Here is a 26,325-nt window from a genome sequence, read left to right as displayed (position 1 = left end):
CTCAGTGGTGGAACCCCGCTCGGCGTCCCATGTCGGGCATCGGCGACTTCAGGGCCTCGAGGTACGCGACCTCGGTCGCGAGGTCGGCGAGAAACTTGTCGGCGAGGTCGAGGCTCAGGTCCTTGCGTACGACGACCCGCTGCACCGTGATGTGCGTCAGGTGCACCGGCATCGGGTACGCGGGCACGAGCCATCCGTGCATCCGCAGCCGATCGCTCAGGTCGTACAGCGACCACTTGTCGGTGTACCCCTCTTTCAGCATCCACGCGAAGACGGGGATGTCGGTGCCATCGCTCCAGAGTTCGAACGGCCCCATCGCGGCGATCGCGGATGAGAGGTGCACGGCGACATCCTGCGACGACTGCTGCATCTCGGTGTAGCCCGCGTAGCCGAGGCGCAGGAACAGGTAGTACTGCAGCAGCACCTGCGCGCCGGGGCGCGAGAAGTTGAGCGCGAAGGTCGGCATATGCCCACCGAGGTATGAGACGTCGAGCACGAGGTCGTCGGGCAGCCACTGCCGCTCGCGCCACACGATCCACCCCAGTCCCGGGTAGACGCCGCCGTACTTGTGGCCGGACGTATTGATCGAGTGCACGCGCTCGAGGCGGAAGTCCCACTCCAGATCCGGCTGCAGGAACGGCGCCACCATGGCACCGGATGCTCCGTCCACATGGATCGGGATGTCGAGCCCTGTCTTCTGCTGAATGGCGTCGAGCGCCGCGGCGATCTCGCGCACGGGCTCGTACATGCCCGTATAGGTCACGCCCATGATCGCGACGACACCGATCGTGTTCTCGTCGACGTACTTCTCGAGGTCATGGCCGTCGAAGATCTTGTGTGCCGCAGTCATGGGCACGAAGCGCGGCTCGACCTCGAAGTAGTTGCAGAACTTCTCCCAGCACACCTGCACGGCACTCGACATGACGAGGTTCGGCTTCTCGGTCGACTTACCCTCGGCACGACGGCGCTGCTGCCACCAACGCTTGAAGGCCAGACCCCCGAGCATGCAGGCCTCGGACGATCCGGTCGTGGACGTGCCGATCGCATCCGGTACCGAGGGTGCGTGCCACAGGTCGGCGAGGATGCGCCAGCAGTGGCTTTCGACGGCCGCCGTCGAGGGGTACTCGTCCTTATCGATGATGTTCTTGTCGACCGTCTCGGCATACAGGCGGTCGGCGTGCTCATCCATCCACGTCGTCACGAAGGTGGCGAGGTTCAGGCGCGCGTTGCCGTCGAGGAGGGCCTCGTCGTGCACGATCTGGTACGCCGTGTCGGGCAGCAGGGCTTCGGCGCCGAGTCGGTCGCGACCGACCGACGAACTGCGGGTCGTGCGTGAGAAGACAGGGATCAGTTCGGAATCGGTCACATGCACTCCTGGTTCGGGGACGGAGGAGAGGAGGATCGGATGCTACAGCGTCAGCGTGAGGCAAAGCGGTCTGTCGCCGCGACAAGCGCGGACTGGATGGCGGGTTCCGTCGCCGAATGTCCGGCATCGGCCACGAGCACGAAGTGCGCCTCGGGCCACGCACGACGCAGGTCCCAGGCCGTCATGGGCGGGGTGCAGATGTCGTAGCGGCCCTGCACGATAACGGCGGGGATATCGCGGAGGATCCCGACATCCTCGATCAACTGTCCCTCGCGGAACCAACCGCCGTGCACGAAGTAGTGGTTCTCGATGCGCGCGAATGCTGTCGCGGCCGCGGTTTCGGTCATCTGCTCGACGAGCGCCGCGTCAGGGCGAAGGGTCAGCGTCGAGGCCTCCCACCGGCTCCATGCGACGGCGGCCGGCACGTGCACGTTCGGGTCGGGGTCGGTCAGGCGCCGGTGGTACGCATCGATCATGCGCGAGCGCTCGAGCACGGGTATGGGGGCGATGAAGTCTTCCCACAGATCCGGGAAGATCGCCGAGGCCCCGCCCTCGTAGAACCACTCCAGCTCGTGTCGACGGAGGGTGAATACCCCGCGCAGGATGATCTCGGTCACGACATCCGGATGCGTCTGTGCGTACGCCAGCGCGAGGGCACTCCCCCACGATCCCCCGAAGACCTGCCAGTGCGCGATGCCGAGGTTCTTGCGCAGCAGCTCGATGTCGGCGACCAGGTGCCACGTCGTGTTGTAGCGCAGGTCTTCGCCGGGGTCACTCGCGTGGGGCGTGCTACGTCCACACCCGCGCTGGTCGAAAAGGACGATGCGGTACTTCTCGGGATCGAACAAGCGTCGGTGCCAGGGCGACGTGCCCGCGCCCGGTCCGCCGTGCAGGAACACGACCGGCTTGCCCTCGGGGTTGCCGCTGCACTCCCAATAGATCCGCTGGCCATCCCCCACGAACAACTCGCCGGACTCGTAGGGTTCGATCGGTGGATACAGGGGCGACGAGGTGCGCGCCGCGGAGCTCTCGTCGGGGGTGGACACCATCCGGCCACGTTATCGCGTCCCCCACCGATCATCGGGATGCCCTCCCGAGGTCGGCCGAGACCGACCCCTAGGCTCTACGCATGGCTCGAGTGACGATCGTCACGGTCACCAGCGCCGGTCGACAGCCTCGGGGTTCGGAAGGACGGACGTGGACCTGATTCTGCTGGTGGTGATGGGCGTCGTCGCGATCGCCCTCGTCACCGCCCTCGCGCCCCGCGTCGGAGTCGCCGGCCCCCTCGCGCTGGTCGCGCTCGGCGTCGCCGTGAGCTTCCTGCCGTTCGTCCCCGCCGTCGAGGTGAATCCGGAGTGGATCCTGGCGGGCATCCTTCCGCCGCTGCTGTATTCGGCGGCGGTGTCGCTGCCCGCCGTCGAGTTCCGTCGCGATTTCGGGCTGATCGGGGCGCTATCCGTCGGCCTGGTGCTGATCTCGTCCCTCGTCCTCGGGGGTGTTTTCGCCGTGCTGGTACCCGGTCTCGGCATCGCACTCGCGATCGGTCTGGGCGCGATTCTGAGCCCCACGGATGCCGTCGCGACATCCATCGTGCGAAAGCTCGGGATATCCCCCCGTATCGTGACGGTTCTCGAGGGCGAGAGTCTGCTCAACGATGCCACGGCGCTCGTGTTGCTGAGCTCGGCGCTCGCGGCCGTGACGGGTTCGTTCTCGGTCTTGGACAGCGTCTGGGACTTCGGCTGGGCGGTGCTGTTGGCGGTCGTCGTCGGCGCGGTCATCGGCTTCGTGAATCTGCGGGTGCGGGCCTGGGTCGCCAGTCCCACTGCCAATACCGCGCTCAGCTTCACGATCCCCTTCATCGCCTACGTTCCCACCGAGTACTTCGGCGGTTCGGGACTCGTTGCCGCGGTCGTCGCCGGGATCGTCACGGGACAGGGCTCGGCCCGCTGGTTCACGGCAGAACAGCGGATGTCGGACACCCTCAATTGGCGGACGATCGAACTGGTTCTCGAGGGCGGCGTCTTCCTCATCATGGGGCTCGAGCTGTACGGCCTCATCGTCGAGAGTGAAGAGAAGCACGAGGGCGTCTGGCATGCCGCGACCCTCGCCGCCGTGGCGATCCTGATCGTGCTCGCGGTGCGCATCCTGTACGTCGCCCCCCTCGTCTGGGCGCAGAGTCGCCGAGCACGAAGGATCACGTCGTTGCGTGACCGTTTCGACGATTGGGACAAGAGGATCACGGATGCCTCGGGCTCCGAGACCATGGCGAGCAGGCCACGCCGCGGGCCGGTCCGCGCGCCCGAGAAGGGGCCGGAGAATCCGCGACGCCTGTTCAATTTCCGTCTGCGGATGACTCGCGCACGTGCTGACCTGGACTACTACGAGGCGTCACCCCTGGGTTGGCGGCATGGCTCCCTGATCGTGTGGGCCGGCATGCGCGGAGCCGTGACCGTGGCGGCGGCACAGACCCTGCCGCGCGACACGGACAGTCGCGCGACGCTGCTGCTCGTGGCGTTCTTCGTCGCTGCGGGGACCCTCCTGATCCAGGGCGGAACTCTCGGCTGGGTCGCGCGCCGATTGGGACTGGCCGGATCGGGCGGCGGCGCATCCCCGGAGGAACGCGACACCCTGCGGGATGAGCTGCAGACCGCGGCCGCGACCGCCCTGGCCTCCCCGGATCTGCGTCGAAGCGACGGGACATCCTTCGACACGAACACCGTGGCGCGGGTGCGGGCACGCGTGCTGCAGCCCCCCGAAGACGACTCCAATGCGCGAGCACTGGAGATGAGCGAACTGCGCCTGGCGATGATCCACGCCATGCGCGACCGCCTGCTGGAACTGCGGCGCGACGGCACCTACAGCACGGCCGCACTCCGGCGCTCGCTCGACGAACTGGACGCCGACGAGCTCAGCATCCAGGTGCGTCTCAGTGGTTCCGACGACGAGGGCGAGTAAGTCACGAAGCGCGCGTGCACCGACTCATGCACAATGGTTCGTACGGGTCTGTGAGCAGGGAGCACCCATGAACGAGACGATCGACGCTGTCGCCGACGGTCACACCCATGCGCCCGCCATGAACGGACAGGATGGCGTCGCCACAGATGCCACGGCTCCCCTCCACCTGCCTCACCTGGCCGCGGAATGCCCGAAGTGTTTCACCGAGCTGCAGCGCGATCGTGATTGGTGGCTCGCGCGGCCCGCGGGTGCCCGACTCGTCGGTCTCGTGGTCGCGCGTGAGGGGATGCCCTCGGTCACCGAACAGCGAGACGAACTGACCCGTTTCGGTGTTCCCATCGCGGGATTCCGGCACCCCTCGCCCGAGATCCTCGAGGGATGGTCCGACCGACTCGGCCGGTTCTTCGCGACCCTCCAGCACGGCGACGTGCTCGTGGTTGCGAACGTGCACGCCCTCGGGCGGGACATCGACGAAGAGACACGCGCCGTCGCCGAGCTGCACGCACGCGGTGTCGTGGTGAAGGTGCTGAGCCACGGCGGCCGGCACCTGTTCGACACCGGACGCTGACGCGGGCAGCATCGCGGGCCGGTCATTGAGCGAGGCGCGCAGCGCCGAGTCGAAATGCCCGGTGTCGTCGGTTCGTCGAGCACGTACACCGCGCCCTTCTTGGCCATGCTGATGGCGAGCTTCAGACGCTGCCGCTCGCCGCCCGAGAGGGTGTTGAGTCGCTGTCCGAGCGTGATGTACGCGAGCCCCACATCGACCATCCGCGCAAGCGTCGTGTGCGCGGGACCCGTCGCGAAGAACTCCGCTGCCTCGGCCGCGGACATCGACATGACCTCGTGGATGTTCTTGCCGTTCAGGCGGTACTCGAGCACCTCGTCCGAGAATCCCTTGCCTTCGCATACCTCGCAGACGGTCTTGACCGTCGAGGCGAATCCGAGCTCGGTGATGATGATGCCGAGGCCCTTGCACACCGGGCATGCACCCGCCGAGTTGGCGCTGAAGAGGGCGGGTTTGACGCCGTTCGCCTTCGCGAAGACGGTCCGTATTCCATCCAGCACACCCGTGTACGTCGCCGGGTTGCTGCGCCGAGAGCCCCGGATCGGCGCCTGGTCCACGATCACCACGTCCTCGAACGAGGGAGGTTTCCGTGGATGAGCGAGGACTTGCCCGATCCCGCGACTCCGATCACAACGGTGAGGACGCCGAGCGGGATGTCTACGTCGACGTCCTGCAGGTTGTGCCGGCTCGCCCCGCGGATCCGCAGGGAGCCCTTCGACGCGCGAACGGACGACTTGAGGCGCGCTCGATGGTCGAGATGCCGGCCTGTCAGGGTGTCGGAAGCGCGCAGACCCGAGACATCCCCCGCGTAGGTGATGTCGCCGCCGCTACGCCCCGCTCCCGGGCCGAGATCGACGAGGATCGCGGGCGAGAGGTTCTCGAGGGCGTCGACATCCGGACGGTCCGGCGCCGCCCCGATCCGCTCACCCCGGTGAAGACCGTCAGGCGCCGCTTCGGAATCTCGAGCGAGATGTTCTTCAGATTGTTTTCGCGCGCACCGACGACTCGGATGACCTCGTGCGCGTCCGCGACGTGCCCTATGGACCCATCAACCATGAGTGGCCCCTCTTCGGGGACCAGTGTGCCCCACACCGCGGACGTTCGGTGTCCGCAGTGCGGGGCAGCCTCCGGCTCGGCTGTCGCAGATCGGCCGCTTTAGACGCGCGGGTCCTCGGGGGCACTGGTCTCGCTGCGCGTGACACGCTCACCCGAGACGGGATCGACGCCACTGCGGGTCGTGGAGGCGACGCTGCGGCGGCGCGCCAGTAGGGCAATCCCGATGATCGTGATGACGACGCCGGCGCCCATCAGGATGTAGCCGACGGTCTTGATGTCGATCCAACCCAGGTCGACGTTGAGCGCGAAGGCGCAGATCGCGCCGACCGCGAAAAGAAAAATGCCGAATCCGATGCTCATGAGGGTGCCTGCTTTCGATGTGTGCGGCGTCACCGGGTCGGCGCGCCGCGGAAGACCCTACGCATGCCGAAGGCCGGGCGCGATGGGTTGCGTCCGGCCTTCGACATGCGGTAAAGACTCAGGGTCGAGTCGGCGTCTTCGCCTTTTTCTCGGGAACGGGGGCCGAGCCGGATGCCTCGAGGTCGGCGTAATACGCCCGCGCCTCGTCCTGGCGCACCCTCTCCGCACCCGAAGCGATGGGCGCGCGCACGTGCTCGGGGGCGAAGCCGAAGGCCTCGACGAGGTCGAGCGAATGCGGCCGCAGCCGCACGCATAGACGGTCGATGTAGCGCGACACAGCCCCGGCGCGCTGAGCGGAAAGGCGCCCGTTGACCAGGTACCAGGCCAGGTGCCTCTCGATCATGCTGAGGCCGAACAGGTCGCGCAGCCACGTCAGCACCTGACGGCTGCCGTCATCGTTCACCCGGGCGAGGGCATCGGTGAACGCCTCCCACTGCAGCAGCTCGCCGTGCGCACGGGCCGCCTCGATCAGCTCGGACTGATTGGCGTTGAACAGTGCTGCGGCCTCCTTCGGGGAGAGCTTCGCGGCGGGGCGCAGACGCCCCGCGATATCGGCGACCATCTGCTGCACGCGTCCGGCGAGCAGATCGTGCTGCTGGTCGGCGCGCAGCCCTCGTTCAACCGAACGCGCGGTCGAACCGAGGTCGCCGACCGCCTGGCCGAGCTGGCGGAGCCCAGCGCCATGGAAGAGCTTGCCCGCCGTCTGCCCGACAGCGAAAGCCGCGAGTGCCTTCGCGTCTTTGCCCGTGAACTGGCGCCCGTAGTCGGTGAGCAGGCGCTTGCCCACCAGCTGCAGCAGCACGTTGTTGTCGCCCTCGAAGGTGGCGAAGATGTCGAGGTCGGCGCGCAGCCCCACGAGCCGGTTCTCGAACAGGAACCCCTGCCCACCGCACGCCTCGCGCGCCTCCTGCAGCGCGTCGAGAGCGTGCCAGGTCGAAAGCGGCTTGAGAGCGGCGGCGAGGGTTTCGAGGTCTTCACGGTCGGCGTCGGTATCGGCCGCGCCGCTGAACACCGCGTCGAACTTCTGCAGGAACTCATCGTGCGCGAAGAGGCCCGCATAGGTCGTCGCAAGCCGCGGAAGCAGGCGGCGCTGGTGCCGACCGTAATCCATCAGCACGACCTCGTCGGTGCCGGCACCGGAATCGAACTGGCGGCGCTGCGTACCGTACGTGATCGCGATGTTCAGGCCGAGTGCCGACGCCCACATCGCGGCGCCGTCGAGCGAAACGCGTCCCTGGACGAGGGTGCCGAGCATCGTGAAGAAGCGGCGACCGGGGCTTCCGATCGGGCTCGAGTAGGTGCCGTCGGGGGCGACATCGCCGTACTTGTTGAGCAGGTTCGTCCGCGGAATCCGAACGTGGTCGAAGTGCAGTCGCCCGTTGTCGATGCCGTTCAGGCCACCCTTGAGCCCATCGTCCTCGCCACCGATACCGGGCAGGAAGTCGCCGTTCTCGTCGCGGAGAGGCACGTAGAAGCAGTGCACCCCGTGGTTGACGCCGTTCGTGATCAGCTGCGCAAAGACCGTGGCAGCGATGCCGTGCAGGGCTGCGTTACCGAGGTAGTCCTTCCACGCGGCGCGGAAGGGCGTGTGAATGACGAACTCTTCCGTTGCCGGATCGTAGGTCGCCGTGGTGCCAGCAGCCGCGACATCCGAACCGTGACCTGTCTCCGTCATCGCGAAAGCGCCGGGGATTTCGAGGCTCATGATGCCCGGCAACCACTTGTCGTGGTGCTCTTTCGTGCCGAGCTGAAGCACCGCAGAACCGAACAGGCCCCACTGCACGCCGGCCTTGATCTGGAGGCTCGGGTCGGCGGTGACGAGCTCTTCGAAACCGGTGATGTTCGACCCGTTGTTGTTCTCGCCGCCGTACTCGACCGGGAAAGCGCGGTGTACGCCGCCCTGCTCGACGAGCAGGTGCATCTGGCGCAGCACGCGCTCGCGGTGCTCGTCCTTGCCGAGGGAGTCATCGCGCCACAGGTCGGGGTTCTTCGTCATCTCACGGGCGACACGGCGAGTGTCGGCCCAGGTGCCGAGCAGCAGATCCGTGACGTGCTCGATGTCGATACGCGGATCGGATGCCTCGGCGGCACTGTTCGGTTCGGGGGTCGCACCCCCCGCGGGGGTGCGCTTGTCACTCGAGGGTTTGCGGGAGCGAACGACGGTGTCGACCATGACTGTCCTTTCGACAGAGAAAACGGAAGTCTGCCGTCATCGTAGGACTGCGACAACGATGATCGAAGTCACCTGTTTGGTTGCTCCAAACGCGATGCACCACGTGCCCCGGCCGTATTGTCGCCTCCCCACACACCGCCGATGCGCCATTCAGGCGCGCGCCCGTACTACGCCGCGGCGATCACCGCGAGCACGGCCTCGCCGTACGCCTCGCGCTTCTTCGCGCCGATGCCCGTGATGCCGTCCAGCTCGGCCGCCGACGAGGGGCGGTGCTCGGCCAACGCGCGCAGGGTCGCATCGCCGAACACGATGTACGCCGGCATACCCAGCTCGCGCGCCGTTTCGGCCCGCCAGGCGCGGAGTGCTTCGAACAGCGGCTGGTCGGCCGCATCCACGTCCGCTGATGCGGCCGTTCGCCGCGAACGGGAGCCGCCGCCCCCGCCGGTGCGCCCAAGCACATCGCGCCGCAAGGGCACGGGCGCCTCTCCGCGCAGTACGGAGCCGGCCGGTTCGCCGAGCGCCAGGGTGCCGTATTCACCCTGCGCCACAAGGATGCCGCGAGCGAGCAGCTGACGGATGACGCTCCGCCAGTCCTGGTCGCTCAACTCGGCGCCCAGGCCATAGGTCGAGAGCTTGTCGTGGCCCTGTTGCCGGATGCGGTCGGTGGACGCCCCGCGCAGGATGTCGACGAGATGGCCCGCACCGAACGCCTGGCCGCGCTCGCGTTGCAGACGCACGATGGTCGAGAGGAGCTTCTGCGCCGGGACGAGGCCGTCCCAGGTCTCGGGCGGGGTGAGGCAGGTATCGCAGTTGCCGCACGGACCGGACGCCTCGCCGAAGTAACCGAGCAGGTTCTGCCGCCGACATCCGACCGTCTCGCAGAGCGCGAGCATCGCATCGAGGTGCTGACCGAGTCGCGTCTTGTACGACCGGTCGCCCGGGCTCTGATCGATCATGCGGCGCTGCTGCACCACGTCGCCGAGCCCGTAGACCATCCAGGCGACGGATGGCTCGCCGTCACGGCCCGCACGGCCCGTCTCCTGGTAGTAGCCCTCGACCGACTTCGGCAGGTCGACGTGCGCGACGAAACGGACATCCGGCTTGTCGATCCCCATACCGAAGGCGATGGTGGCGACCATCACCACGCCGTCCTCGCGCAGGAACCGGGACTGGTGTGTCGAGCGCGTCGAGGCATCGAGGCCCGCGTGATACGGCAGCGCGTCGATCCCCTGCGTGCGCAGGTAGGCGGCGGTCTGGTCGACGCTCTTGCGGCTGAGTGCGTAGACGATCCCGGCCGATCCCTCGGGCTGGGTGCGGATGAAGGACAGCAACTGCTTACGCGGCTCGACCTTCGGTTCGACGCGGTACTGGATGTTCGGGCGATCAAAGCTCGCGACGAAGTGCCGGGCCTCGGGAAGCCGAAGCCGCTCGCCGATCTCGGCGTGCGTCGCGGGCGTCGCGGTCGCGGTTAAGGCGAGGCGCGGCACCCCCGGAAACCGCTCGGCCAGGTCGCCGAGCCCGAGATAATCGGGCCGGAAGTCGTGACCCCATTGCGACACGCAGTGCGCTTCGTCGATCGCGATGACGCTGAGCTTGCCGCCCTCGAGCAGGCGCGCGGTGGACGACGTGTTGAGACGCTCCGGCGCGACGTAGAGCAGGTCGAGTTCACCCGCCAGGTAGGCGCGCTCCACCTGGGCTCGTTCATCGGGCGCCTGCGTCGAGTTGAGGTAGGCCGCGCGCACGCCGTTCGCGCGCAGCGCATCGACCTGGTCGTGCATCAGGGCGATGAGGGGCGAGACGACCAGGCCCGTGCCCTCCCGGACGAGAGCCGGGACTTGGTAGCAGACGCTCTTGCCCGCGCCCGTGGGCATCAGGACGATGGCATCGCCGCCCGCGACGACGTGTTCGATGACATCGGCCTGATCGCCGCGGAACGCGTCGTACCCGTAGACGGTGCGCAGAGCATCAAGCGGGGTGGCGTATCCGGATGACGCGGCGCGGCGTTCGCGCGGAGTTGCGGCCGGGCGCCCGGGGCCCGGGGCGAGTGGCGCCGCGGCAGCCCAGTCGGGCGGGGGCGCGCCGGTGTCGGGCGGTGGGACCCAGTCGTCGGGCTCGGGCGCCCAGTCGTCCGGCGGCGGTTCGTCCCATGCCCCGGTCCACTGCTCGGCCGCGGCGGATGCGGCGGACGGGTCGGAGGGGGCTGGAGGCACCTGTCGAGTGTAACGACCGCCCCCGACGCTCGGCCCGGGCCGCGGTTGAGCCCGACACGCGGCGGACATCTCAGAGGTTCCGCGGGACGGGAGTGAACCCAGGACAGACTTCGAGCGGCCCGAGGACCGATCGCACCTCTCGGATGTTCACGTAGCTCGCGCCGCCGCAGGTCGGGATGGACTAGAGCCGCAGAACCTCGCCGATGTGCAAAACCGCGGCGCCCTCCTCGTCGGAGGCTTCGAGGTCGACCGTCCCGCGGATGCGCCAGTCGTGATTGCCATCGGGGTCGTCGACCGTCTGCTCTACCCGCCATATGCCGTTGGTGGCATCGGATTCGTCGATCGTGACGAGCGCGGGTGATCGCGCCGGTCCGCCGGTCATGATCTCGTCGTGTTCGTCGAAGTAGGCGTCGAGCGCGTCGGGCCATCCGGCATCCGGATCGAGTTCAACGAGCTCGTCGTCCCGCTGAAGAGCTGCGAGACGGATACGCCGGAACAGCTCGTTGCGCACCAGCACCAGGAACGCCCGACGGTTACGCACGAGCGACGGCGGCGGTGGAGGGACGACCGGAGCCGACGGGTCGACAACGGGATTGATCAGGCTCTCCCACTCGTCGACGAGGCTCGAATCGACCTGCCGGACGAGCTCACCCAGCCACGCGATCAGGTCGAGCAGATCGTCGGTCTGCGCCTCGATCGGCACCGTCTGGCGAATTGCGCGGTACGCATCGCTGAGGTAGCGCAACACGAGGCCCTCGCTGCGCGCGAGCTGGTAATGCTGGATGAGCTCGGCGAAAGAGAAGGCGCGCTCGAACATGTCACGCACGACCGACTTCGGCGACAGCTCGAAGTCACGGATCCACGGCTGGCTCGAGGCGAACACCTCGAAGGACTGCGCGAGGAGTTCCTCGAGAGGCTTCGGGTAGGTCACCTCGTCGAGCAGTTCCATCCGCTCGTCGTACTCGATCCCGTCGCGTTTCATCGCCGCCACCGCCTCGCCGCGGGCCATGAACTGCTGCTGCGAGAGCACCGGGCGGGGATCATCGAGCGTCGCCTCGATGACGCTGACGACATCGAGCGCGTAGTGGCCGCTTCCGGCGGTGTCCGAGGCATCAGTAGCGCGGTGCCCTGAGCCTGTCGAAGGGTCGAGCAGGCCGATCGCGGCGAGCGCGAACGGCGAGAGCGGCTGGTTGAGCGCGAAGTTCGGCTGAAGGTCGACGGTGAGACGGATGCCGGCTCCGCCAGTCGTGACCACGCCCGCCGCGACCAGGGTGCGAAAGATCCCGAGCGCCCGCCGCGCGAGCTCGTACTGGCGGGAGCGCGGTTCGTGATTGTCGAAGACGAGCGAGCGAACGTTCGTAAAGACGTCACCGCCTCGGGCGATCACGTTGATCAGCATCGCCGCCGTCAGCTGCAGGTGCGGTTCGAGGGGCTCGGGCTCGGCATCCACGAGCCGCTCGAACGAGGCCTCACCCCAGTTCACGAATCCCTGCGGCGCCTTCTTGCGCACGATCTTCTTCTGCTTCTTGGGGTCATCCCCCGCCTTGGCGACGGAGGTGGCGTTCTCGATCTCGTGCTCCGGAGCCATCACGACGACGGTGCCGGCGGTGTCGTATCCCGCTCGTCCCGCACGCCCGGCGATCTGGTGGAACTCGCGGGCGCTGAGCTGCCGCATCCGCTGACCGTCGTACTTCGCGAGCGCCGTGATCAGCACGGTGCGGATCGGCACGTTGATACCGACGCCGAGGGTGTCGGTGCCGCAGATGACCCGCAGCAGCCCGCGCTGGGCCAGCGTCTCCACCAGGCGTCGATAGCGGGGCAACATGCCCGCGTGGTGCACCCCGATGCCCGCCCGCACGTAGCGCGAAAGAGTCTTGCCGAACGCGGTCGTGAAGCGGAAGCCGCCGATGGCCTCGGCGATCTCGTCGCGCTGCTCGCGCGAAACGATCTTCACGCTCGAGAGAGCCTGCGCCCGCTCCATCGCCGCCGCCTGCGAGAAGTGCACGACGTAGATCGGCGCCTGCTTCGTCTTGAGCAGCTGCTCGACGGTCTCGTGAATCTGGTCCTTCGAGTACGAGAAGTGGAGCGGAACAGGACGCTCGACACCCGTCACGAGCGCGACGGGTCGGCCCGTCCGACGCTCGAGATCGTTCGCAATCGGGGTGACGTCGCCGAGCGTGGCCGACATCAGCAGGAACTGCGCGCGCGGGAGCAGCAGCAGCGGTACCTGCCAGGCCCACCCGCGGTCGGGATCGCCGTAGTAGTGGAACTCGTCCATCACGACCTGGTCGACGGATGCGTCGGCGCCCTGTCGCAGCGCCAGGTTCGCGAGAATCTCGGCCGTGCAGCAGATGATCGGGGCATCCGGGTTGACCGACGAGTCGCCCGTCACCATGCCGATGTTCGAGGCGCCGAAGATCTCGGCGAGCGCGAAGAACTTCTCGCTCACGAGCGCCTTGATCGGCGCTGTGTAATACGTGCGGCCGCCGCGGGCGAGGCACGCCGCGTGCGCCGCGACGGCGACGAGCGACTTGCCCGTGCCCGTCGGGGTCGACAGGATCACGTGCGCGCCCGAGACGAGTTCGATGATCGCCTCGTCCTGCGCCGGGTAAAGACTCAGGCCCCGGTCCGACGCCCAGTCGACGAAGGTTTCGTAGATCTCGTCCGGGCTCGCCTCACCCTCGGGGGGCAGCCGAGCGAGAAGGTCCATCCTCCGAGTCTTCCCCATGCGGCGACGCGGAGCGACGGGCTGGGCGAACGTCACGGGCGGGTCGGCGGACAAAACTCCGGAGAAGTTGCTCGGGAGGGGGCTCATCGGGGCCGATCGGGGCCCCGATGCTCAGAGTCTCCGGGATGTTGTGCGCCATCGCCCGAACGGAGCCCGGGTGTCGTAGCCGAAACGAAGCCGGTCTACCCCGTGGCGGAACACCGCGGCCCGCGCATACGTTGGAGCAACCGAGGAAAGGAGAACCCGATGAGCCACGACGGGAGCGCAATGAATGAGGCCCCGGCCGCCCCGACGGTCATCCGCAACGACGAAAGCAGCCGCTATGAGTTGACGGACGGTGACGAGCTCGCCGGGTTCGCGGTGTTCGACCTCAGCGAGGGCGGGCGGATCGCGTTCACCCACACGGAGATCGACAAGGCCTTCCGCGGTCGCGGCTTCGGCGACATCATCGCCTCCGAGTCGCTCGCGGATGCCGCTCGCCGCGGCGAGACGATCGTGCCACTCTGCCCGTTCATCGCCAGGTACCTGAAGGATCACGAAGTTCCCGGCGGCATCATCGACTGGCCCGAGGAATACGACGCGCAGGACTCCGCGACGACGGGCGAGTCGACGGGATGACACGGCTGGACGCGGCCGGCGACGAGGATGTGCAGCAGGCATCCGATTGTGATGGGCCGCGTTCGCTGCGCCTCGAGGCGCGAGATGTACCACTCGGCGGCGTCCGCGCCATGGAGGTGCGCCGCATACTTCCGCATCGCGAACTGCCGATGGTGGGCGCGTGGTGCTTTCTCGATCGGTTCGGTCCGCAAGAGGCACTGATGCGGGTCGAACCGCACCCTCATATCGGGCTCCAGACGGTGACGTGGCCGTTCGTCGGCGAGGTGCATCATCGCGACAGCGTGGCGAGCGACGTCGTCGTGACGCGCGGCGAGCTGAATCTGATGACGAGCGGGGCGGGCATCTCGCACTCGGAGTACTCGGTCGGTGAGCATCCGATTCCCCTCGATGCCCTGCAGCTGTGGATCGCGCTGCCCGAGTCCCGCCGCCATGGCGCGCCGTCCTTCGAACGCCACACCGCACTGCCGACACTCGACGTGCAGACGCCGGACGGCGAACACGCCGGAACCGCAACGGTCGTCATGGGTCAGCTCGGCGGCACGACATCGCCCGCGAGCGCCTTCACCCCGCTCGTGGGTGCTGAGATCGTCGTGCTGGCGGGATCGACCGCACGGATCCCGCTGCGGCGCGAGTGGGAGTACGCGCTGGTCGGCGCGTTCGGCGCGGCCGACGTCTCGGCAGGGATCGGGACGGATGCCGGGACGGATGCCGAGGGCCCGGGCGATGCCGCTCCCACGGCCGCTCCGCTCGGGCCCCATGAGCTGTTGTACCTCGGTGTCGACCGCGACCACATCGACGTGACCGCCGTCGGGCCCGCGACGCTCTTCCTCATCGGCGGCGAACCGTTCGAGTCCGACCTGGTGATGTGGTGGAACTTCGTCGGGCGGACCCACGACGAGATCGTCGAGGCGCGGGATGCGTGGGAGACGGGCTCCGCACGCTTCGGCCATGTCGTGGAACACGGCGACGAGCGCGTGCCGGCGCCTCCCCTGCCGGGCGTCCGTCTCACCCCACGGCGCCGGCGCCCCTGAGCGCGGGCACGGGTTTTGTCCGGCGCATGAGTCGCCGCGGTGGCCCGGCGGGGCGATAACCTGACGAGGTGCGCACCCGAAGCCCTTTGACGACGCGCCCCCTGACGACGCGCGTGCTGCTCATATGTGCGGCGATCGGCGTTGCAACAGGGTTCGTCGGCGCCGTGGCCGGATGGCTCACGCCCGTCGTGATCATCGGCACCGCTGGTGTGGCCTACGGCCTGGTGCTCGGCTCGCACGTGCTCGCCGGGATCATCGCGCAGGAGCTTCTGCGCATGCCCTTCGTAGCCCTGCTCGCCCACCTGATCGCGGCCCTCGTCGCGAGTGCATTCAACCCGGCATGGGCTCTGCGTTTTCTCGGCACGGCCCTCCTTTTCGGACTGATCCAGGAGGGCGTGGCGGCCCTCACTCGCTATCGGGCTTGGGGAGCGTGGCGCTTCTTCGTCTCGGCGGCGATCATCGGCATCATGATCGCCGCCGTGGTCGGGTTCGTCGTGCCCCTCGAGGAGCTCGCCCCGTGGGCCCGGGTCCTCTACATCGTGCTCTCGATCCTCGGCCCCATCGCCTGGACGGCCGTCGGTCTGGCTATCGGCGCGGCGCTTCGTCGCGCCGGCGTCGCGCGCGTTCCCCGCTGACCGAGCCAGCCCGGGCCTGTCTCAGTCGGATCCACGGTGCGTCGGCGACCCGATGCGTACATCTGAGAGGAATTTCGCATCGTTCTACGCTGCAAACCGCCGCCCCGGGCGTACGCGCGGTGATATTCCTTTCAGATTTACCCGGAGTCCCGCTGCACCGCCGCGGTGGCCGTCCGTTGCCGAGGAAGGTAAGCCTCAGCTAAATTGGATGAGACCCGGGTTTCCCCCGGCCCGATGGGTTTCTCACCCGAGGCTTCTGTGACCGCATCCCACGACATCTCGTCCGCACGTCGCCGCGCGGGCGTCTCGGCGACCGTGACGGCCCTCGCGATCCGGTATCCCGACGCGGCGAGCGCGGCACCGGACGGTGTCTCGTTCTCGATCGAACCGGGCGAGGTTGTGCTGGTCCTCGGGCCGAGCGGATCGGGCAAGTCGACCCTCGCGCTCAGCATGAACGGGCTCATCCCCCACGCGATCCCCGCCGACATCGACGGCAGCGTGCTGATCGACGGCCGTGACACCGCACAGGCCACGGTCGCCGAATTGAGCCCCAGCGTGGCGATGGTGTTCCAAGACCCGGACGCACAGATCGTCACGTCGACCGTCTTCGACGAGGTGGCGTTCGGCCCGGAGAATCTCGCGCTCCCCGTGCCCGAGGTCCTGTCCCGGGCCGAGGCATCCCTCCGTCGCGTCGGCCTGTGGGAGAGACGCGACGATAACCCCGACCGGCTGTCGGGTGGTGGTCGCCAGCGCCTCGCGATCGCGACCGCCCTCGCCATGGGATCGGGCCTGCTGGTGCTGGATGAACCCACCGCCAACCTCGACCCGCAGGGCGTCGACGACGTCGCGGCGGCTCTCGCCGACGTCATCGCGGCGGGTGACCGCTCGATCGTGTTGGTCGAGCACAACCTCGACGCGATGGTGGAGCTCGTCACGCGCGTGCTCGTCCTCGACGCGAACGGGCACCTCGTGGCCGATGGCACCACGGATTCCGTGCTCCGCGGGCGCGCCGCCGAACTGAGTGCGCTCGGGGTGTGGCTGCCGGCGTCGGCGCTCGCGGCGCTGCGGCTCCGTGCCGCGGGGTATGCGCTCGACCCCCTCCCCCTCACCGCTACCGAGCTGCGGGCCGCGCTCGAGGCAGCGACTCGGCCGGCAGGGGACGCTACGGACGCGGCGGGAACGGGTGCATCGGTCGCTGCGCCAGGCACATCCAGCCCCGCAGCCGTGACCGCACCAACAACCGCGCCCGCCGAGCCGATCATCCGCGTCCGTGACCTGACCGTCCGGCGCGGCCGCACCCCGGTGCTGCACGGCATCGACCTCGACGTCCGCGCGGGCGAGTTCCTCGCCGTCGTGGGCCCGAACGGCGCGGGCAAGACGACACTCGTTCAAGCGATCGCCGGAGTCGTGCCGCCGCCTCGCGGACGGATTGTCGTCGACGGGATCGACCCGGGTCGCGCGGATGTCGCGGCACTGACGTCGCGGATCGGCTTCGTCTTCCAGAATCCCGAGCATCAGTTCGTCACGAACACCGTCTTCGATGAGTTGGCGCAGGGGCTCCGGCTGCGCCGCGCGAGCGAGGCCGAGATTCAGACCCGGGTCGCCGACATGCTGGAGCGCTTCGGCCTGACCGGGCGCGAAGCATCCCATCCCTTCCTTCTCTCGGGCGGACAGAAGCGGCGCCTGTCTGTGGGCACGGCGTTGATTGCCGGCGCACCGGTGCTGGCGCTCGACGAACCGACGTTCGGCCAGGATCACGCACGCGCCGACGAGCTGCTCGGGATCCTCGCCGAGCTCAATGCGCGGGGCACGACCGTGATCGTGGTGACGCACGACATGCAGCTGGTGACCGAGTACGCCACACACACGGCTGTCATCGCCGAGGGGCGTCTGCTCGCGCACGCTCCGACCGCGGACGTCTTCGCGGATGCCGAGCTGCTTCGCGCAGCGGGGCTCCGCCGGCCGCCGTTGGCTTCGGCGCTCGCGGACTTGTCGACGCATCCGGAGCTTTCGGGAATCGTCCGGCTGGCGGATCTTCCGGGGACTCTCTCTGCGGATTCGGGCCGGTTCAGCGGAACGGGCCCGCGGACGACGCCCGAATCGACCGAGGGGGCTACGCGATGACCGCGCCGACGCCGACCCTCGAACGCCCGCCGTACCGCGAAAACGAACCGCACGGGCGCTTCCTCTCTGCCCTGAATCCTCTCGCCAAGATCGCCGCACCCGTGCCAGCCATGCTCGCGCTGCTCGTCGTGCGGGACGTGCAGACCCCGGCCGCCTTCCTCGTACTCGCCTACGTCGTCATCCTTGTGGGCGCGCGCCTCTCCACCGGGACGCTTGCCATCCTGCTGCTCGCCGTGCCCGCGTTCTTGCTGCTGATCGGCATCGGCTTCTCATTGTGGACGGATGCCTCCCGCATTTCCCACGGCGTCGTGATCCTGCAGCTCGGCTCCTGGTCGCTCTACGGCGAGGCGCTCGAGGTCGGTTTCGCCACCGCGCTGAGGCTCGGCGCGATCCTCACGCTCGCCCTCATCGGGGGGCTGACGACGACAGGACCCGACCTGACCCGCTCGATGATCCAGCAGCTGCGCGTGCCGTATCGCGTCGGCTACACGGCGCTCGCGGCGTTCCGATTCGTACCGCGCTTCGGGCACGAGCTCGAGGTGATCCGTGCCGCGCACCGGGTTCGCGGCGCCTCGCACGGTCGTGGGCCCATCGCGGCGGTGAGGCGACGGATCGGGTACGTCGTGCCGCTGCTCGCCGGGGCCATCCGGCACGCCGAGCGCGTCGCCCTCTCGATGGACTCACGCGCGTTCGGCGCCCTTCCGCACCGGACCGAGCGGTACCGGATCCCGTTCCGGGCGCGCGATGTCGCCTTCATCGCCCTGTTCTGGATCGCCACCGCGGCGATCTTCCTCGCCCTCCCAGACTGAGCCCCAAAGCGAAGAGAAGGGCGCCCGCTGAGGATCAGTCGACGAGCCGCACGCGGGAGGCGATGACCCCGCCGACGAGAGCGCCCAGCCCGCCCGCTGCCATATCGCCGATCGTGTCGGTGTACGTGACGAAGATCTCGTCCGTGATGAAGGCGAATCCGACCCACTCCACCATTTCCCACAGTGCGCTCAGGGCGAGCCCCACGCTCGTGATGAACACGATCGGGACGCGGGCCCGCGGGCGTGCACCGAGAACGCCGGGCACGACGTCCAGCCGAGCGGCGAGCACGTAGAGCATCACGGCGAGAACTCCCGTGCACACGACGTGGACGGCGAGATCCCACCCGGGCACCGTGCGGTACAGGTCGATCACGTTGCTCCAGGCCGCCACGAGAACGGTCACGCAGAAGACGATGTCGAACCCGGCACGGGCGCCGACGAATCGGGGCAGCACCAGAGGCGCCCAACGCGTCCCGCACGACTCGCGCCTGATGCGGGAGGGCTTCCTGTGCCGCGACGATCGTCGGCTGTTCGCGGTGCATGATCAGCCGCACGCGACCGCTGCGCTTCGACCAACTCCGCGACGACGCGCACGCACGCTGCAGGTTGAACGTCATGATCGACAGATCCGACGCCGAGACGACACCGACCAGGGGACGCGCATCAGGCACGAAGCATCCGGTCAGTCCAGGTACCCGGGCGCTGCGGGCAGGCCGAAGAACTCCTCGAGCGTGCGGAACCCGCCCGCGTGATACGCGGCAGCCAGCTCGGGGCCGATGTAGCGCAGATGCCAAGCCTCGGGATCGTATCCCGTGATGGGAGTCTGGCCGTCTTCGTACCGGATGATCCAGCCGTACTCCCAGCTGTGCTCCACGACCCACTGGTAGGTCGATGTTGTGCCGAACTGCTCCGACGACGAGCATCCGGGCGTACATCCGAAAACGTCCATCGCGATGCCCGACTGGTGCTCGCTGTATCCGGGACGTGCGGCCAGACGCTCGCCGGCTTCTTTGCCGAGAGAAGCAACACGGTCGTTGTGGATGCGCTGCTGCACGGAGTACCCGCGATAGCCGTTCTGCATGCCGAGCTGCCCCGTGCCGGCGGCGATGGATGCCTCGGACATCGCGGTGACGGTGGGCGCGATATCTGTCCGCACAGCCGCGAGGTTGCCGAGCGGCACACCCCCGGGCGCAACCCAATCGGACGGCGCGAAATCGATCGGTTCCATCGGCATCGTCTTGTTCACGACGAACCAGACATGCGACGGGTCACGCAGATTGATGCACGGCGCAATGCCCCGAATGACGGCCTGTCGAAGCCCCTCACCCCCGCCCGCCGCGGCGATCACGGCCGGATCGTCGCCGGCCGCGAGCCCGGCCTGAACCTCGGGCCGATCGCAGAACGCCGCCTCGGCCACGGGGGCCCCGGAGCGGGTGGGCGCGGGGATCCCGGTCGCGCTCGGCGGGGGTGCGGTCGGCGCTGCCACGGCTCTCACGGGGTTCTGAGCGGCGCGCGGCACGGCGAGCGCTCCGCCGATTCCGGCCAGTGCCGCGACCGCGAGAGCGACCCCGATCGACGCCGCGGCAAGCTTGCGTGCGCCACGGGGCGGCGGTGCCGCGTTCCGTGCCGCACGCCGGGAGTCGGGTGACCCGGTCGCGGAGGTCATCCATTCATTCTCTCCGATGTCGCTGGGGCGCTCGGGCTCCCGCCCGGCGGTTGACGAAAAGGTAGTTTGTATGTTCGAATATGGGATGCGTTGGCGAGGACAACAGCTCGGAGTTGTGGACGAATCGGCACTCCCGGGATTGGAACGAATGGACGGGCTCGTGCGTTCGATTACGACACCGGAGTTCGCGGGCATCACCTTTCATGAGGTGCTCGCGAAGTCTGCCCTCAACCACGTTCCCGGCGCTTCGTCGATGCCGTTCAACTGGACGATCAATCCGTACCGGGGATGCAGCCATGCGTGCTCCTATTGCTTCGCTCGCGGCACGCACGAGTACCTCGACCTCGACGCCGGCGCGGACTTCGATTCGCAGATCGTCGTGAAGACCAACGTCGCCGAGGTGCTGCGCCGCGAGCTGCGCGCGGGGTCATGGCAGCACGAGCACGTCGCCCTGGGCACCAACACCGACCCGTACCAGCGCGCCGAAGGACGGTACGCACTCATGCCATCGATCATCGCGGCTCTCGCCGAGTCGGGCACTCCCCTGTCGATCCTGACGAAGGGCACGCTGATCCGACGCGATCTCGGCGTGCTCGCAGCGGCCCGCGAACACGTGCCCATCGATCTCGCGTTCTCGATCGCGGTGTTCGACGATGCCCTGCAGCACTCGATCGAACCCGCAACCCCCACGGCGACCGCTCGCCTCGAAGCCGTGCGCGCGGCCACAACCGCGGGGTTCGGGGTGACGGTATTCATGATGCCTGTCATGCCGCACCTCACCGACTCCATCCCCGCGCTCGATGACGCACTCGCGCGAATCAAGGAAGCCGGTGCGGTGCGGGTCGTCTATGGTGCGCTACACCTGCGCCCAGGCGTGAAGCCCTGGTTCATGCAGTGGCTCGAGCGGGAGCATCCGGAACTCGTGTCCTCGTACCGGGGGCTGTATCCGGGCGCTACGTCCAACGCACCGAAGGGCTATCGGCAGTGGCTGTCGAAACGCATGCGGCCGCTGATCCGGGCGCACAGACTCGACGGGCGCGCCGAAGAGGAGCAGACGATGCGAGCGCGCGGTCCCGGTCCGGTGATCGCCACGCGGTCTGGGGGAGCACCCGCATGGGTTCCGCGGGGCAGCGTCGCACCCGCCGGGCCGCGCTTCGACGTCGGCCCGCCCACGCTCTTCTGAGGCCCCGGGCCCCCGGACAACAGACCCGAAACACGCGAAAGGGCGCCCCGGATGTGCCGAGGCGCCCTTTCGACTACGTGCTGGTTACGCGGTCAGCTCGGCGGCGGTCAGACCACCCGCGAGCTCATCGATCACGTCGTCGCCGGGCGCCGCATCCTGGAAGGGAGCAACGATCTCGGCGCGCTCGAGCATCTCGGTCATCTTGCGACGACGCTGGCGCGTGATCAACGTGACGACGCGACCCTGCTTGCCGGCGCGGCCGGTACGACCCGAACGGTGCAGGTACGTCTTGTACTCGTCGGGCGGGTCGGCCTGGACGATCAGGTCGATGTCGTCGACGTGAATGCCGCGAGCCGCGACATCCGTCGCCACGAGCACGTTGACCCGACCCGACGTCAGACGCTCGAGGTTGCGCGTGCGCTTCTGCTGGTTGAGGTCACCGTGCAGGGCGACCGCGGGGATGCCCTCGTCGGCGAACTGTTCGGCGAGCATCTCGGCGAACGCGCGGGTACGGGCGAAGACGAGCGTCTTGCCGTCGCGGTCGACCAGGCGGCTGAGGATCTCGGCCTTGTTGCGGTGGTCGATCACGAGCACGCGGTGCTCGATCGTGCTCGAAGCCTGGTCTTCACCGGCGACCTCGTGCACGGCCGGCTCGACGAGGAACTCGTCGACGAGCGCCGAGACCTCACGGTCGAGCGTTGCCGAGAACAGCAGCTTCTGCGATCCGTCACCGGTCTCGCGCAGGATCCGCTGCACGGGCTCGAGGAATCCGAGCTCGCACATGTGGTCGGCCTCGTCGATGATCGCGACCTGAACATCGCTCAGGTCGAGACGACCCTGGTTGATGAGGTCTTCGATGCGTCCGGGGGTGCCGATGATGATGTCGACGCCCTTCTTGAGCGCACCGACCTGGCGCGCCTGGGGCACACCACCGTAGATCTGGGTCGTGAACAGGCCCACGCTGCGGGCGATCGGCTGGATCGTCCGGTCGATCTGCAGGGCGAGCTCGCGCGTCGGGGCGAGAATGAGCGCCTTCGGCTTGCGGCCGAACTCACGACGCTGGCCGGCCTGCGAGCGCAGGACGTTCTCGACCATGGGAGCGCCGAAGGCAATGGTCTTGCCGGAGCCGGTGCGCCCACGGGCGAGCATGTCGCGTCCCGCGAGGATCTCGGGGATTGTCGAGGCCTGGATGGCAAAGGGCGCCGCGGCACCGAGATCGGCCAGGGCGCGAACGATGTTGTCGCCGAGGCCCAACTCGCCGAACGTCACGCCATCGACATCCGTCGCCTGAATGGCTTCGGCCTGCAAGCGCTCGTGAACGACGTCGACGTGCTGCTCGTGAGACGCGGTGCGCTCGGGCTTCTTCGACCAGTCGGAGCGACCGGCGGGTGCGCCACTGCGGTCATCGCGACGGGGACGGTCGCTGTTGTATTCGCGCTTCGGGCGGTCGTCGAAGGAGCGAGCGGGACGCTCACCGTACGTGCGGGCCGGGCGGTCGTTGTTGTACTCACGACGGGCCGGACGCTCCGCACCGTCACGCGAAGGGCGATTGTCGAACGAGCGCTTCGGGCGGTCGTCGAAGGAGCGAGCGGGACGCTCATCGCGGCCACGCTCATCACGACCACGCGCGGGACGTTCGTCGAACGAACGCTTCGGGCGGTCGTCGAACGAGCGCGCCGGGCGCTCACCGTACGTACGCGCCGGGCGGTCGTTGTTGTACTCACGACGGGCCGGACGGTTATCGAACGAACGCGTGGGACGCTCACCGTACGTGCGGGCCGGACGGTCGTTGTTGTACTCACGACGGGCAGGACGCTCCGCGCCCTCGCGGGGCGGGCGGTTGTCGAAGGATCGAGCGGGACGCTCGTCGAACGAACGCGCGGGACGCTCGTCGCGGCCGCGCTCATCACGACCACGCGCGGGACGGCCGTCGAACGAACGCGCGGGACGATCGCCGTGTGCGTGGGTCCGGATGCCGCGGGCCTCTTCGCGGCCGGCACGCTGCGCCGAGGTCCAACGGGCCTTCGGAGCGCCGGACTCTTCGGTCGAGGCTCCGGCGCGGAATCCGCGGTGGCCAGCACTGCGGCTACCCGGCTTCTGCGAACGAGCCTCGGTCGCCACACCCTGACGCTTGCGGTCCTGGTAGGGGGTCTTCTCGCCGCGGCGCGGTTCGAAGTTCTTCGCGGGTCGGCCGCCGGCCGGCTTCTTGTTCTTGGGCATAGTGGTGTCCTTCTGGGTTGTCTCATGTGAGAACAGCACTCCACAGAACGCACCGAAGTGCGCCGATCAAATCTGCGTCTGATCGCGGTAGGAAGTTACCCGGACTCTCGTCGGCCGGGGGCCATTCAACGTGATGGTCGCCGGGGCGGATTCGCCCCCACCATCGGCCCCTTGGACTCACAAACCCATCCACGCACACGCGCAGTGTCCAGAGCCGACCGCCCAACACTACAGCACTACGGCGGTCAGGCCTGGGAGAACACCGGATCCATGCGCACGAGACGCACGCCGACGTTGACTACCATGGTGAGTCCGGCCAGTGGCGGCCGACCGGAGGAGGGCCCCACCTGTGACATTCGCATCGGAGCAAGACGGCATGCGAAGTGGACCCACGGGTACACAGTTCGTCCTCGATAATGCGCAGACCGGCGTAGGCGCGCAGATAACTCAGGTCGGTGCAGCGTTGCGTCGCCTCACCGTCGGTGGCGTCGAAATCGTTCCGCCCTACCCGGCGGATGCACCCTCGCCCGCAGCATCCGGAGTAGTCCTCGTACCGTGGCCGAATCGGGTCCGCGACGGCGCGTGGACGCAGGATGGCAAGACCCGTCGACTCGCGATAACCGAACCCGCACTCAACAACGCCTCTCACGGACTGCTGCGCTTCGCCGCGTATAGCGCGACCGACGTCGCGTCGGATCGGGTCATCCTGGCAGCAGACGTTTTCCCGCAGACCGGCTACCCCTTTCATCTGTCGACCCGCGTGACATATGCCCTGACCGAGACGGGAGTAGCAGTCACTCACGAGATCGAGAACAGCGGAACGGATGCAGCGCCCGTCGCCGTCGGGACACACCCATACCTCATGATCGGCGGGGTCCCCACGCGGGATCTGGTTGTGCGGTCGTCCGGCACGCACCGCTTCGTCGTCGACCAGCAACTCATTCCGACCGACGAGGTGCCGGTCGACCCCGGAAACGACCTGCGGGATGGACGGCGACTGGGCGACATCACGCTCGACACCGCGTACTCGGGGCTCAGTCGTGACGCTGACGGGCTCATCCGCCATTCGCTCACGGCCCCCGACGGACGTTCGCTCGTGCTCTGGCAGGGCGCCGGCTTTGATTTCGCGCAGATCTTCACAACCGACCGCTACCCCAGCCAATCGCTCGCGGTCGCCATCGAGCCGATGACCGCACCGGCGAACGCTTTCAACTCGGGTCGTGGCCTGCGATGGCTCGCGCCGAACGAGAAGTGGACACTTGGTTGGGGAATTGAACTGACAAGTTCATGAGATCTCTCTCATATTCAGATGCTCGGGGCAGAATATGGGCCATAACGGCCCAAGACGGAAACGATAGCGAGCTATAATCCTCGCAATAGCCACGCTTCCCGACACCCCCCGAAAGGTCTGGACGTGACACCCCCCGGTCTCGTCACACCCTCCGTCAACTTCGCCCCGTCTAGCTTGCGCCCCTGGCGCGCCCTCCGCGCAACGATACTTGCGGTCGGCGCCACGGTCCTTGCTCTCGGTGCGACTCCTGGCGACCCCACCGTACCCCTCTGGGGCCAATGGTCAGTGGGGATGTTGGCCGCGTTGGCTGCGGCAGCCACGGGTGGAATCCTCGCATACCGGGCGTACACGCGACGCACAGAGATGTCGGTGGCGCATGGCCACGACGAACGACACTGGAGCCACCGGATCGACGCCGTCTCGGCCGGTTTTGCTCAGGCTCTCATCTCGGGACTCTTGGTCGCGCTCACGTTCATCATCCTGAACGGTCTGAGCGGAGACGCCCACGTCACGGCGCTGCAGGCGACGGTCGCGTCGGGCATCAGCATCGCGGTCGTGTCGCTGATCGCCACGCACGCGGCGTCGCGCAATGAGACGATCCACGCGGTCGGGATGCTGATGTCGCTGACGGTCCTCGGATCACTCACGTCGATCCTCACAACGCCCGACCCGAACTGGTGGCAGCTGCACTTCAGCCAGTTGGGCACGTTCCACGTGTTCTCGGGATACATGTTCAACGGCACGCTGATCGCAACGGGCACGCTGATCGTCGCGTTCTCGTTCCGCGTCCGCCGCGTCCTGATCAACGCCCGAAAGCAGGGACGACTGCGAAGCGTCCGCGCTCCCCGCATCTTCGCGATCCTCGTGGCCTGCGTCGGCGCCAACATGGCGATGGTCGGAATGATCCCGGTGAATCATCAGCAGTTTCTGCACGACCGGGCCGCGACAGGCATGACGTTGTCGTTCGCCGCACTCCTCATCCTCACCCCGTGGCTGCTCCGCGGGCTCCCCCCGCGCATTTCCCGGGCAACGGGCGCGATCGCGATCATCCTCGTGATCGGCGCCACCGTTTTCATCTTCGGCATCATCAACCTCGCCGCCTTCGAGATCGTCGCATTCGGCCTGATGTTCAGCTGGATCGGCGTCTTCGCGACCTGCGTTGAGACCCGCCACGCGCCGGGTTCAGCGCCCAGCAAGGCGGAATCTGTCCCCGAGCCCGTGCGTACTTCAACACCGGTGCCACGCCGCGATGTGGCCTCCGGTCGCCCGCGGCGC

18 protein-coding genes and 2 pseudogenes are annotated in these 26,325 nt (G+C 68.0%); 10 read left to right on the top strand and 10 right to left on the bottom strand.

The annotated features are described in order from the left end of the window. Position 1: 1 nt before the first annotated feature. On the bottom strand, positions 2-1,366 hold the full coding sequence (locus ACXZ1E_RS09610; protein ID WP_458351938.1) for a glutamate decarboxylase: 1,365 nt from the start codon (positions 1,364-1,366) through the stop codon (positions 2-4). A gap of 50 nt (positions 1,367-1,416) precedes the next feature. Then, on the bottom strand, positions 1,417-2,415 hold the full coding sequence (gene pip, locus ACXZ1E_RS09605; protein WP_458040299.1) for a prolyl aminopeptidase: 999 nt from the start codon (positions 2,413-2,415) through the stop codon (positions 1,417-1,419). 148 nt (positions 2,416-2,563) lie between these two features. Between pip and ACXZ1E_RS09600 the strand changes: the two genes are divergently transcribed. After that, positions 2,564-4,321, top strand: coding sequence for a cation:proton antiporter (locus ACXZ1E_RS09600; protein ID WP_458040298.1), 1,758 nt, complete (start codon positions 2,564-2,566; stop codon positions 4,319-4,321). 67 nt (positions 4,322-4,388) lie between these two features. Next, on the top strand, positions 4,389-4,889 hold the full coding sequence (locus ACXZ1E_RS09595) for a recombinase family protein (RefSeq protein ID WP_458351937.1): 501 nt from the start codon (positions 4,389-4,391) through the stop codon (positions 4,887-4,889). Positions 4,890-5,011: 122 nt separating this feature from the next. Here ACXZ1E_RS09595 and ACXZ1E_RS09590 read toward each other — a convergent pair. The 5 genes and pseudogenes from ACXZ1E_RS09590 to ACXZ1E_RS09570 all read right to left on the bottom strand — a co-directional run. Beyond that, a pseudogene (locus ACXZ1E_RS09590) lies at positions 5,012-5,089 on the bottom strand (hypothetical protein); the annotation flags it as partial. Between the two features lie 952 nt (positions 5,090-6,041). Further along, the gene (locus ACXZ1E_RS09585; RefSeq protein ID WP_458040297.1) at positions 6,042-6,302 is read right to left on the bottom strand and encodes a DUF6458 family protein; all 261 of its coding nucleotides are present in this window, start codon (positions 6,300-6,302) and stop codon (positions 6,042-6,044) included. Positions 6,303-6,420: 118 nt separating this feature from the next. After that, positions 6,421-8,535, bottom strand: a complete 2,115-nt coding sequence (locus ACXZ1E_RS09580; protein ID WP_458040296.1) for an acyl-CoA dehydrogenase family protein — start codon at positions 8,533-8,535, stop codon at positions 6,421-6,423. A gap of 167 nt (positions 8,536-8,702) precedes the next feature. Continuing rightward, positions 8,703-10,745, bottom strand: a complete 2,043-nt coding sequence (gene recQ / locus ACXZ1E_RS09575; protein ID WP_458040295.1) for a DNA helicase RecQ — start codon at positions 10,743-10,745, stop codon at positions 8,703-8,705. 181 nt (positions 10,746-10,926) lie between these two features. After that, positions 10,927-13,455 (bottom strand): DEAD/DEAH box helicase, encoded by a 2,529-nt coding sequence (locus tag ACXZ1E_RS09570; protein WP_458040294.1) that lies wholly within the window; start codon positions 13,453-13,455, stop codon positions 10,927-10,929. Between the two features lie 264 nt (positions 13,456-13,719). Here ACXZ1E_RS09570 and ACXZ1E_RS09565 point away from each other — a divergent pair, with 264 nt between their 5' ends. The 5 genes from ACXZ1E_RS09565 (at position 13,720) to ACXZ1E_RS09545 (ending at position 18,690) form a co-directional block, all read left to right on the top strand. Then, positions 13,720-14,091 carry a GNAT family N-acetyltransferase gene (locus ACXZ1E_RS09565; RefSeq protein WP_458040293.1) on the top strand — a complete coding sequence of 124 codons (372 nt, stop codon included), beginning with the start codon at positions 13,720-13,722 and terminating at the stop codon, positions 14,089-14,091. Further along, positions 14,088-15,122: a pirin family protein gene (locus ACXZ1E_RS09560; RefSeq protein ID WP_458040292.1), complete on the top strand. Its 1,035-nt coding sequence runs from the start codon at positions 14,088-14,090 to the stop codon at positions 15,120-15,122. The genes ACXZ1E_RS09565 and ACXZ1E_RS09560 overlap by 4 nt, the downstream gene beginning before the upstream one ends. A 68-nt stretch (positions 15,123-15,190) precedes the next feature. After that, positions 15,191-15,757 (top strand): ECF transporter S component, encoded by a 567-nt coding sequence (locus tag ACXZ1E_RS09555; protein WP_458040291.1) that lies wholly within the window; start codon positions 15,191-15,193, stop codon positions 15,755-15,757. Positions 15,758-16,015: 258 nt separating this feature from the next. Then, a complete protein-coding gene (locus ACXZ1E_RS09550) occupies positions 16,016-17,881 on the top strand; it encodes an ABC transporter ATP-binding protein (RefSeq protein WP_458040290.1) in 1,866 nt (621 codons plus the stop codon). Then, complete coding sequence (locus ACXZ1E_RS09545) at positions 17,878-18,690, top strand: energy-coupling factor transporter transmembrane component T (protein ID WP_458040289.1); 813 nt, start codon at positions 17,878-17,880, stop codon at positions 18,688-18,690. Before ACXZ1E_RS09550 ends, ACXZ1E_RS09545 begins: the two co-directional genes overlap by 4 nt. A gap of 34 nt (positions 18,691-18,724) precedes the next feature. On the opposite strand, the gene ACXZ1E_RS09540 is transcribed toward ACXZ1E_RS09545, so the two are convergent. Next, entirely contained in the window at positions 18,725-19,144 is a 420-nt protein-coding gene (locus ACXZ1E_RS09540; RefSeq protein ID WP_458040288.1) for a hypothetical protein, read from the bottom strand. Between the two features lie 228 nt (positions 19,145-19,372). Then, positions 19,373-20,356 carry a M15 family metallopeptidase gene (locus ACXZ1E_RS09535; RefSeq protein ID WP_458040287.1) on the bottom strand — a complete coding sequence of 328 codons (984 nt, stop codon included), beginning with the start codon at positions 20,354-20,356 and terminating at the stop codon, positions 19,373-19,375. A 70-nt stretch (positions 20,357-20,426) separates the two neighbouring features. Between ACXZ1E_RS09535 and ACXZ1E_RS09530 the strand changes: the two genes are divergently transcribed. Further along, positions 20,427-21,539, top strand: a complete 1,113-nt coding sequence (locus tag ACXZ1E_RS09530; protein ID WP_458351936.1) for an Rv2578c family radical SAM protein — start codon at positions 20,427-20,429, stop codon at positions 21,537-21,539. A gap of 84 nt (positions 21,540-21,623) precedes the next feature. Here the strand turns inward: ACXZ1E_RS09530 and ACXZ1E_RS09525 are convergent, their stop codons facing one another. Then, positions 21,624-23,759, bottom strand: coding sequence for a DEAD/DEAH box helicase (locus tag ACXZ1E_RS09525; protein ID WP_458040286.1), 2,136 nt, complete (start codon positions 23,757-23,759; stop codon positions 21,624-21,626). Between the two features lie 349 nt (positions 23,760-24,108). On the opposite strand from ACXZ1E_RS09525, the gene ACXZ1E_RS09520 reads away from it, so the two are divergent. Then, on the top strand, positions 24,109-25,050 hold the full coding sequence (locus ACXZ1E_RS09520; RefSeq protein WP_458040285.1) for an aldose 1-epimerase family protein: 942 nt from the start codon (positions 24,109-24,111) through the stop codon (positions 25,048-25,050). A 291-nt stretch (positions 25,051-25,341) separates the two neighbouring features. Next, positions 25,342-26,190: pseudogene (locus ACXZ1E_RS09515) on the top strand (DUF998 domain-containing protein); the annotation flags it as partial. Positions 26,191-26,325: the final 135 nt, after the last annotated feature.

The organism is Pacificispira sp. HM-600, assembly GCF_977993705.1.
This window is presented reverse-complemented; position numbering and strand designations above follow the sequence as displayed.